Raw genomic sequence first — 10463 nt, forward strand, 5'->3', positions numbered from 1 at the left:
TCGGCAAGATCGCCGACGGCGAAACGGTGCAGGTCTCGGCCGGCGCCACGGGCCTCATCATCGATGGCCACGAAGTCGGCGGCGCGAGTTTCGGCGAGGATTACGGCGACGCCGACAAGGGCCTGCGCGTCGTGCATTGAGACAACGCTTCACCGAAAACAAAAGGCCACCGGGAAACCGGCGGCCTTTTCCTTTTTTCACCCCCCCCCTCGGGGAGGGTCGAATTTTGCTTCGAAATTTTCGGGGTGGGGTAGCAGCATCACCGCGAAGAAACACAATCGACTGTGTCTGATCTTCCTTCCCCAACCCCTCCCCAAACCGCTTGCAGCGGTTTGACCCTCCCACAGGGGGAGGGTGGAAGAGCCACCGCCCTGAGCCCCGGCCAAACTCCAACTCCAACCAAACTCCAACTCCAATGTGTCACCCCGGCGAAAGCCGGGGTCCATGAGCGGCTGCCGCCGGTGTTGGGCTCCGCTCTCCCGTTCCACCCTCACCCCCGGCCCCTGTTAATATTTTGTATACAATATTGTAGACTCATTCTCCGATCCTCCTTATCCTCCGCCGCCGAAGCGCCGTCAGGGCGCGGGAAACGGGAGGAGAAACGATGTCCGGGTTTGCGTTGCTTGGCCGCGCTGTGGCGGCCGGAATTTTATTGTCTGCGGCCGTGGCGGCACCCGCCGAGGCCGGCCGTTTCAACAATGTCATCGTGATGGGCGACAGCTGGTCGGATGACGGCGTGAAGAGCGTCCATCTCAAGCGCGGCGTCGAGGTCTGGCAGATCAATCCGGCGCTGCTCGATTCCGCCTCGCGTCCGGCGGGCCGGTTCTCGAACGGGCCCGTCATGGCCGAGCAGATCGGCTCGCTCTACGGGATCGACCCCGCACTGACGCAGAACTACGCGATCGGCGGCGCGGCGTCGGGCAGCAATTTCGAGCCCTTCCGCCCTCCCTTCGAGATGGTGCAGCGGCCGGAGCGCAACTGGAACGATCCGAACGGGCAGATCACCTTCATGCTCGCGCAGAATGGCGGCAGGCTCGATCCCGATACGCTCTATTTCATCAGCATTGGCGGCAATGATTTCATCGAGGCGCCTTTCCTCGGCTGGACCGCCAATCCGGAAACGACCAAGGCGAACATCGTCGACGGCCTCGCCCGCATGCAGGCGGCGGGTGCGCGCAGCTTCATGACGATGAATTACTACGGGCCGGAGGGAAACACGGTCGAGCAGACGCTCGAGGACGCCTATATCCGCGCGAAAAAGCAGCTCGGCGTCGACATCATCTATGTCGATACGCTGTCGCTCGCGGCCCATGTCGAGCGGAACCCGGAAGCCTTCGGCATGGATCCGCTCCTCGCCACCACGCCCTGCATCTCGGGGCGCGGCGTCACGGCGGTCAATACCTGCACCCCGGAGGAAGAGGCGCGGCGCATGTCGTGGGACGGCGTGCATCCGACCTCGCGGCTTCACGAGATCTTCGCGCTGGCGGGCTTCGCGCTCGCCGAATCGCCGGTTATCCAGGCGACGCTCGCGGATGCCGGCCTTCTCTCCGTCCAGTCGGCGCAGCGCGGCATCGCGGGGCGCCTCGCGCTCTCCCGCGGCCACAAGGTGCCGCCCATCCGTCTCGCCAACGCCTCCACGAGCGACGTGCCGGCCTTCGATCTCGCCGGCATCGGCGGCAGGGGCGAGCTCTTCTTTTTCGCCGACCGGACCTTCCTCGACCGTTCGGCGACGAATCTCGGTCCGGCCATCGACGGGCAGGCAAGCGCCGAGACTTTCGGTATCCGTTTTCCGGGGGCCACCTGGTCCTTCGGCGCGGCCGCCACGCTCATCCAGAGCGAGGCGAGCCTTCCCGACGGCAGTTCGTCCGACGCCAATCACATCCTGCTGACGGCGCTTGCCGGCTGGACGTCGTCATCGCCCCTTCTGCCGGCGGTCGATCTCGCGCTCTCCGCCGGCAAGGCGAACTACTGGAGCAAGCGCAATCCGGGTATCGCGGGCACGGTCGCGGCGGGCTCCACCTCCGCGCGCGAATATGCGGCGACGCTCGCGCTCGGCTACGAACTGGCGTTCGACCGTTTCACGCTCCGCCCCGGCGCCTCGCTGCAGGGCGCCCGCATCGAGCTCGACGGTTTCACCGAAGAGGGTGCGCCCGCGGGCTTCAACCTCATTACGCAGGACCAGACGGCGGACTCGCTTCTCGGCGAGATCGGCGTCGTGGCGGAAACCTCCTTCGCCCTCGGTGCCTTCGAGTTCGTTCCGTCCGCCGGGCTTCACTGGGGCCGCGAGTTCGCCAATGACAGCCGCAGCGTCACGGTCGCGCCCAGCACATTGCCGGACCTCACCTTCAGCGCGTCGACGGAGGAGGGCGACCGCAACTATGGCCGCGTCGAAGCAGGCATCGAAACCGCCCTGTTCGGAAAAGCCTCCCTCCGCCTCGACTACGCCCACTCCCTCGGCCGCGAGGACTGGCGAACGGAAGGCCTCCGCCTCAGCCTCTCGGTGCCGCTGAACTGAAGAGCCGCATCGATCGGGCGATGCGAGAAACAACCGGGAAAGGCCGCCGCGAAACCGGCGGCCTTTTCCTTCCTCCACCCTCCCACGGGGGGAGGGTGGAAGAGGGCATCGCGGCAAACGCAAACCGGAAAGGCCCATCGTCAAAAACTCAATCCCAGCCCCACCCCAAAGTGTCACCCCGGCGAAAGCCGGGGCCTATGGCGCAAGAATTGAGGATGAGGCCGCTGACGCGCATCCTCCGGGAGCAACGGCTTTCCTGCCGTGAACCCGCGACCTTTTGCCCTTAAGCGGAAATCAAGCGCGGTAGTCGCGAATTGCTTTTTGGTCCAACTGGTCGGCTGGGACGAGTTGATAGTGTCGCTCGTCGACCACTTTTATCTGATCGTTCTTCAGTGTCAGCTCGAATAGCGCAACTATGCCATCGGACATGAATTGAGTGGCGATAGCTCTGCAACGCATTCCCGGGAATTTCTGCGCCACAAACCGGATATCCTGAGTTGTCTGCACAACGCCGATTTGATCCTTGCCGCCCTTTGCTTGAACGGGAATTACATAGTGGCAGCCATACTTGTCGAGACCGATATAAAGTTCATCGATTTCGATCTGCCCGATACCCTTCACGGTCGTACGCAGATGATTTTGCAAACTGTAAGTTGTTAAACCGAGAAAGGTATCGACCAACCGGTTGTACCGGACGATCGCCAGCAATGCTTGTTCGTCATCGAGAGCGTATGCGCGGATTATTTCAGGGGTTGCGTCGGCAATAGCCACCGTGACGAGATCCAGACGCGGAGATATCCGGGTCGAAGGAACCAATTTAAACCGGTAAAGGGATCGGCCCGCTCCTTCGATGATCCACTCCAACCCTTTGGGTTGAGTTTTTATTATCGTGTCTGGAAGGGACGCCCTGTAGCGGAATGTATACGGCACGTCGCCGATGTTGTCAGGCAAAACGATGCCGAGGTCGTTCGCTTTGCGCTTTATCTCGACACGCGCAAATTCGAACTCCTTCGTACCTTTTCTCCAATGATCGAAAAAGATGCTTTCGATCAAAGTCTTGTAACGGTTGGCCGCCTTTGGGGCCTTTTCAGTCATTGGCTATTCTTGCCATTTCCAAGGCCTCCTCAACTTCGTGTTGCTTGCGTTTGCGGGCACCGCTCTTTTTGTCGCGGCGGCCGATCGGAGATTGCACACCAAAATGATCCGCAGCGTCCTTCATGCCCAACCGCAACAGGGCAGGATCGCCCAAAACGACCTCTTCCTCGGGGCGCGTTGGATAGACTTCCAAGGCCCGCATAATTTGATCTCCAACGACACGCGCCAATGCAGGCGGAACTGCGTTGCCTATTTGGCGAGCGCCGTGCCATTTGGTTTCGTGGAAACGAAACCAGTCTGGAAATCCGTGCAAGCGAGCCATTTCCCGAACGGTAATGCATCGGGGAAGGCTGTAGTGAATTGGGCGAGGGCTGGTAAACGCGCCTCGTGCCGCGTCTGTACCGGCGCGCAGCGTGTTGCTGACGCCTGTCTTCGGCAATTTAAAGAAACGGGAAATCGGTTCCACCTGCCCCTCCTCCGTTTCGCCGAAGCGCCGACGCGATATAGGCGAGTGATTTGTTCTCATGCTCGACGTAAGAAAATTCGGGTTCCATCTGCGCGGATGCCCGAAGTGCCAAGCGTCGTTATCGAGACAACGCATCTTTCGAGCATAGTCGCTCGGTGTGCCCCAAGCCGCTGTCTCAACCTCGTCATTGTCCAGTAGCTCCGGAAACGTTTCCGCGTCAGGCAAATCGGACAGAGCGTCTTCGCATGTTGGACCAGATGGAAGAAAACTGTCGTGGCGGGTCCCAGCTTTGCGGGTTTGGTCGTCGGGATATTTGGGGAGAGGGAGGCCTCGTTTGGCGCCCATCAAGATCAATCTCTCTCTGCTCTGAGGGACTCCGAAGTGGGCAGCATTGAGCACGCGCCACGGAACGCGAACGTCATACCCGTTCGCTCGAAATTCCTCGATTAGTTCATCGAGGAATTGGCGGTGGCGACCGACGGTCAGGCCCTTGACGTTTTCAAAGACAAAATAGGATGCGTCCAATTCCGCCACGATGCGCACAAACTCCCGGACAAGCGAATTGCGCGGATCGTCCAGAACCCGATGGCCGATAAGGGAAAACCCTTGGCAGGGAGCGCCGCCGAAGACGACATCGATCTTTCGAGATCCGATGTTCGCTTGCTTTCGAATATCTTCTGCAGACAGTACGGAAACGGACTGAGCGAGTACCGCACAGTCGGGAAAATTGTACTTGTGGACGGCTGCGTGAATCGGATCGATTTCGACAGCGGCGACAATATCGAAGCCAGCTTGTTCGAAGCCGAGGCTGAGCCCTCCTGCTCCGGCGAATAGGTCGATGCCGGTGGGCCGCATATTGCAATCCTCATTCGCAGGTTAAGCGGTCAAGATATCTAATTCGGCTTGTGCTGTCGATCGGATTCCTGAGCCATGAATCTCTCAAGCCTTTTTTCCAAGCTTTTCAAGTCCTTAGTCTGGCATTGCCAAATGACGAGCACCTTCCAGCCGAGCGAGCGAAGCGACTTGGCCGTTCGTCGGTCGCGTATTCGATTCGCGGCGATCTTCGGTCGCCAGAATTCCAGCCGAGATTTAGGTAGCTTGCCATATCTACATCCATGACCGTGCCAGAAGCATCCATGGACGAGTATTATCTTGTTGCGGCTGGCGAATACGATATCGGGTTTCCCTGGAAGCGCTTTGACGTGCAATCGGAACCGATATCCGAGCCGGTGAGCCATGCGGCGTACAACGAGCTCGGGTTTCGTGTTCTTGCTGCCAACGGCTCTCATAATCGCTGAGCGTTGGGTGGGTGTTCTGGTGTCGGCCATATTATTTTGATTTTGTGGCAGTGTCCGGCACCGAGGAAGCCCCTTTTGCCCCGACACGGGTTTAATTGTGCATCTGGCTCGTCGATCAAGGGTACAGCCAGCCCGGTCTATGCGGTCCTGCCGGCGCCCCCTCCGTCGGCGCGGGGCCCGCGCCATTTCAAGTTGTGCCGTCGCAGGCTAGAGTCCGGCGAGCGGGATGCGGGATTTCAGGGAGCAGGACGATGGGATTCTGGATGAAACTGGCCGTCACGCTCGCGGCCATCATTCTGGCGAGTGTTCTCGCCGGCTATCTCTGGCATGCGATTTTCAATGCGGAGATTCCGGCATTCCTCAGCGGATTGATCGGTGGCATGGCCGCCATCCCGGTCTGGGAGTTTTTGCGGAAATTCAATGCGCCCTGACCGGGCGCCGCGCGGCGGGGGAAAAATGCCGAAGAATATGAAGACCTATGTTCTGGCGGGTCTGGCCGGGCTCATCGTGCTGGCCGCACTCGGCTTCTATGCGCTCAACCGTTCGTCGTCGGGCATTCCCGCCTTCTATGTCTGGAAGACCTTCTCCAGCGCGGCGCATGGGGCTGAGCGGGCGGAGGTGAACGGCATCACCCTCTACTACGAGACCTTCGGCGATCCCGAGGCGCCACCCGTCCTCGTGCTGCATGGCGGCACCGGCTTCATCGAGAGCATGCACTACCAGATCAGGGCGCTGGCGCCGGCGCATTTCGTCGTCGCGCCGGACAGCCGTGCGCATGGCCGTTCGACCGACACCGACGCGCCGCTCACCTATCGTCAGATGGCGGACGACATGCTGGCGCTGATGGACCGGCTCGGCATCGAACGCGCCGATGTGGTCGGCTGGAGCGACGGCGGCATTATCGGCCTCATCCTCGCGATGGAGAACCCGGACCGCGTCCGCCGCGTCGTCGCGATCGGCGCCAACTACAATGTGGCGGGGCTCTCCTCGCCGCCGCCCGACGATGTGCGCGTGCTCGACGCCTCGCCCGCGCGCGACTTCTATATCAACATGGCGCCGGAGCCCTCTCGCTGGCCGGTCTTCGCGGCCAAGGTTCTCGAGATGTGGCGGACCCAGCCGAACTACGATGCCGCCGACCTCGCGAAGATTGCGGCGCCGGTTCTCGTCATGGCCGGCGAGCGAGACAGCATCAAGCGGTCCCATACGGAAGAAATGGCGTCCGCGATCCCGCTCGGCCGGCTCGACATCGTCGAAGGGGCCTCGCATTTCGCGCCGCTCGAGAAGCCGGAGCGCGTGAACGGGGCGATCCTCTCCTTCCTCTCCGAATAGGGCCGCTCCCGTCTTGTCCCCGGGCACGCCGTTTCGGGAGGTGTTATCCCCGGTTTTTTCGTGCCCGCCGTCTCTCGCGGCACTTTATCCCCGCCGGGGACAAGCGGCGGGGCGAGGGCGAGGCGAGGGGCGGGGATAAAAGGCGGGGATATTCGGCCGGGGCGGTGCGGCGGCCTTATCCCCGCAGGGGACAAGTCCGCGCGCGAGAGGCGGCAAGCGGGGATAAGGCCGGGAGCCGGAAGGCGTTGAAGCGGCTCGAAATGCGTTCGTGACAGTTCAGTGACAGTTCGATGACAGCCGGGCCGGTTACCCCCGGAATGGCTGCAATTTGCAGGTTCTTTCACAGGCCGAGAGAGACGAAAAAGCCGGGCCCCGCGATGCGGTCCCGGCTCTTTATCGTCCGTAGGCGGAGCGTCCCGGCTGGCGTCAGTTGGCGCTGCTGGTGCCGCCCTTCGCGCTGGCCGTTGCGGTCGCCACCTTGGTCGCGAGCGGCGCTTCGGCCATCTGCGTCGCGATGTTGCCGCGCAGTTCCTTGAAGGCGGCGAGCTGCTTGCCTTCGAGCTTGCGGCCTGTCGGCACCTTCAGCGCGAGCGGGTTCATCTTCTTGCCGTTCACATGCACTTCGTAATGAAGGTGCGGGCCGGTCGAGCGGCCGGTCGTGCCGACATAGGCGATCACCTGGCCCTGGCGCACGCGCGTGCCGGCCTTGATGCCGCGCGCGAAGCCGTTCAGATGCGCGTAAGCCGTTTCGTAGCCGTTCGCGTGGCGGATGGAAACGTAGTTGCCGAAGCTGCCGAAGCGGTTGGCGCGCGTCACCGTGCCGTCGCCCGCCGCATAGATCGGCGTGCCGGTCGGCGCGGCGAAGTCAACGCCCGCATGCATTTTCGAGTAGCCGAGGATCGGATGGCGGCGCAATCCGTAGCCGGAGGAAAGACGCGCACCGTCGATCGGCGTCTTCATCAGGAACTTCTTCATGCTCTGGCCGGACTCGTCGAAATAGTCCCAGACGCCGTCGCCCGGATCGAAGCGCCAGAGCTTGTGCGTCTTGCCGCCGACGGTGAGCGACGCGTGGAGGACGTCGCCTTCCTTCACGGGGCGCTGCAAGTCGTCGAATTTGCGGCTGAAATAGACTTCGAACTTGTCGCCGGGCTGGATTTCGCGCTGGAAGTCGACGCTGTAGGAGTACATGCGGATCATCTCGATGATGATCTGCGGCGGGATGCCCGCCTGCTCCGCGTCGAGGAAGAGCGAGTTGCTGATGGTGCCCGATGCGCGCACGAAGCCTTCGGTGAATTCGCGGATCGTTTCCTTGCCGCCGAAGCTGCCGTCGTCGTTGCGCGTTACTTCGATCGCGCGTTCGATGTCGGGCTCGAGCGAAATGGATGTGAGGTATTTCGCGGGCGTTTCGCCTTCCTCGCCGGTCATGCCGTCCGGCATTTCCATGAAGGCGAGGGAAATTTCCTGGCCGGCGCGCAGTTTGCGCGGGCTGTAATAGGACGTCATCGCCGCGACGGCGTGATAGGCGTCGATGCGGTCGACGCCGGCATTCTGCAGCACTTCCATCAGCGTCTCGCCGCTGGCGAGGGCGACCGTCGTTTCGACGGCGCGCGGTTCGCGCGGCTCGGCGGGGAGGAGGGCGGCTTCGGCCGCGAGGCTCTCTTCCGTCTGCGGCGCGAAGAGGCCGGGATCGGCAAGCGAGGCGGTTGCGAGATCGTCGGCCGCGGTTTCCGGGAGATCGTCCGTGGGCTGAAGGGTTGCGACCTCTTCGATGACGCGCGGTTCGGTGCGTTTCGCTACCACGACGGCTGCCGGCGCCGCCTTCGTGTCCCATGCGACCACGCGGGGTGCGTGGTCCGCCGTCAGCGCCGCCGTTGCGACACCGTCATAAGGCGCCACCAGCGACGCGACGCCGAGACCGACCAGTCCGAGCGACATCGCACCGAGCACACCCGACGCCGCGATCCAGCGCGACTGTCCAAGCGCAAGCCGGCTCGCCGATGCATAGAGTTTGAAGGAGAACTGGGCATTACGCTGCGCGCGTCGCCAGAAGGTAGCAGGCACGTCCCCGTCGATCGCGCCGTCGCCGCTCGTTTCGTCTTTCACCTGGGTCCCCGTGTCGTACAAACTCGCTGCCCCCCGGCACGATTCTCGATAAAGATCCGGTACTTGACCGGGATACTTAAGTCGCGATCTTCGTTGCTGCGAAACTGGCGGCTGCCCCACCGCCGAAACAAACTGTAACGCGTCGTGAATTGAGACGATGCCCCGAGCAACGCTCCCCTGTCAACGCGCAGAGTGTCCAAACCCCAGTATATTCACCTCTTATGAAGGTTTATAAACCGTCTTTCTTTCGATTTTACGACCGCTATTCCATAACAGACAGGCTGGTTCTTCCGAAAGCTGTGCCCTTACGGGACAACGGGCCGCCAAACATGACGGAAGCCATCTGCGCTGCAGGTATCGGGCCGTTTCGGCACCGAATCTACCCGCAGTTTTCTTGACGGACGGGCTGCAAAACACCATCTGAGAGTCAAGCCGAAAAATGCGTCACTTTTTTCGAAAAAGGACAAAAAAGGGGTTTGACAGGGGTAGGTGACCCCCCTATAAACCGCCTCCACGAGGTCACGGCGGCCTGCTTCTCCGGAAGCGGTTCGCACCCTCAGGTAAGAGTGTTAAAGGGCCTTGCCCCGATGCTCTCTTTGTGGCCTAGTAAACGATCCTACTATGGATGACAGCAGGCCCCGGACTTCCATTGGAAGCCGAGGTGAAGCTGTCCTTCGGGTCGGTTACGACCCTTGTGTTTCGGGACGTTCATTGCGTCGTGAAACTCAGGTGCTCTTTGACATTGTGGTTTGAGAAAGAGAAACGTGGACGGCGGTGTCTTCGCGAGATCGTCCAGGTCTGTTTACAGGTCTGGCGGTCGAACAAAACACTGACTGTCTGATGTTTCTACACACATTACCCCGTTACCCGGTGCAAGCCGGGAAACGAATGTGAGTGTATTTTGCGTCAGCCTCGCGATTTTCCTCGCGAGGGACAGTCGGATCAGCTCAACTTGAGAGTTTGATCCTGGCTCAGAACGAACGCTGGCGGCAGGCTTAACACATGCAAGTCGAACGCCCTCTTCGGAGGGAGTGGCAGACGGGTGAGTAACACGTGGGAACCTACCTAGGGGTACGGAATAACTCGGGGAAACTCGTGCTAATACCGTATACGACCCAAGGGTGAAAGATTTATCGCCCCTAGATGGGCCCGCGCTGGATTAGCTAGTTGGTGGGGTAAAAGCCTACCAAGGCGACGATCCATAGCTGGTCTGAGAGGATGATCAGCCACACTGGGACTGAGACACGGCCCAGACTCCTACGGGAGGCAGCAGTGGGGAATCTTGGACAATGGGGGAAACCCTGATCCAGCCATGCCGCGTGAGTGATGAAGGCCTTAGGGTTGTAAAGCTCTTTCGCCAGGGAAGATAATGACGGTACCTGGATAAGAAGCCCCGGCTAACTCCGTGCCAGCAGCCGCGGTAATACGGAGGGGGCTAGCGTTGTTCGGAATTACTGGGCGTAAAGCGCACGTAGGCGGCTATCCAAGTTGGGGGTGAAATCCCTGGGCTTAACCCAGGAACTGCCTTCAAAACTGGATGGCTAGAGTCCGAGAGAGGTGAGTGGAATTTCCAGTGTAGAGGTGAAATTCGTAGATATTGGAAAGAACACCAGTGGCGAAGGCGGCTCACTGGCTCGGTACTGACGCTGAGGTGCGA

Annotated in this window: 7 protein-coding genes and 1 rRNA gene; 4 read left to right on the forward strand and 4 right to left on the reverse strand. The window is 61.1% G+C overall.

Annotation, left to right across the window (positions count from 1 at the left end):
- Positions 1–604: 604 nt before the first annotated feature.
- The gene (locus Q8S60_RS18320) at positions 605–2515 is read left to right on the forward strand and encodes an autotransporter domain-containing protein (RefSeq protein WP_305668769.1); all 1911 of its coding nucleotides are present in this window, start codon (positions 605–607) and stop codon (positions 2513–2515) included.
- Between the two features lie 294 nt (positions 2516–2809).
- On the opposite strand, the gene Q8S60_RS18325 is transcribed toward Q8S60_RS18320, so the two are convergent.
- Genes Q8S60_RS18325 through Q8S60_RS18335 form a run of 3 tightly spaced genes read right to left on the reverse strand, consistent with a single transcriptional unit; the run spans position 2810 to position 5560 of the window.
- A complete protein-coding gene (locus tag Q8S60_RS18325) occupies positions 2810–3610 on the reverse strand; it encodes an endonuclease (RefSeq protein ID WP_305668770.1) in 801 nt (266 codons plus the stop codon).
- Positions 3603–4931 (reverse strand): DNA cytosine methyltransferase, encoded by a 1329-nt coding sequence (locus Q8S60_RS18330; RefSeq protein ID WP_305668771.1) that lies wholly within the window; start codon positions 4929–4931, stop codon positions 3603–3605. Before Q8S60_RS18330 ends, Q8S60_RS18325 begins: the two co-directional genes overlap by 8 nt.
- Before the next feature lie 38 nt (positions 4932–4969).
- Positions 4970–5560 carry a very short patch repair endonuclease gene (locus Q8S60_RS18335; protein WP_371134398.1) on the reverse strand — a complete coding sequence of 197 codons (591 nt, stop codon included), beginning with the start codon at positions 5558–5560 and terminating at the stop codon, positions 4970–4972.
- 65 nt (positions 5561–5625) lie between these two features.
- Between Q8S60_RS18335 and Q8S60_RS18340 the strand changes: the two genes are divergently transcribed.
- Positions 5626–5805 (forward strand): hypothetical protein, encoded by a 180-nt coding sequence (locus Q8S60_RS18340; protein WP_305274805.1) that lies wholly within the window; start codon positions 5626–5628, stop codon positions 5803–5805.
- A gap of 25 nt (positions 5806–5830) precedes the next feature.
- Positions 5831–6703 (forward strand): alpha/beta fold hydrolase, encoded by an 873-nt coding sequence (locus Q8S60_RS18345; RefSeq protein WP_305274804.1) that lies wholly within the window; start codon positions 5831–5833, stop codon positions 6701–6703.
- A gap of 426 nt (positions 6704–7129) precedes the next feature.
- Here the strand turns inward: Q8S60_RS18345 and Q8S60_RS18350 are convergent, their stop codons facing one another.
- Positions 7130–8806, reverse strand: coding sequence for a peptidoglycan DD-metalloendopeptidase family protein (locus Q8S60_RS18350; RefSeq protein ID WP_305274803.1), 1677 nt, complete (start codon positions 8804–8806; stop codon positions 7130–7132).
- Between the two features lie 948 nt (positions 8807–9754).
- Between Q8S60_RS18350 and Q8S60_RS18355 the strand changes: the two genes are divergently transcribed.
- Positions 9755–10463: ribosomal RNA gene (locus Q8S60_RS18355) — 16S ribosomal RNA — on the forward strand; the annotation flags it as partial.

Source organism: Parvibaculum sp. (assembly GCF_030694575.1).
Classification (GTDB): Bacteria; Pseudomonadota; Alphaproteobacteria; order Parvibaculales; family Parvibaculaceae; genus Parvibaculum.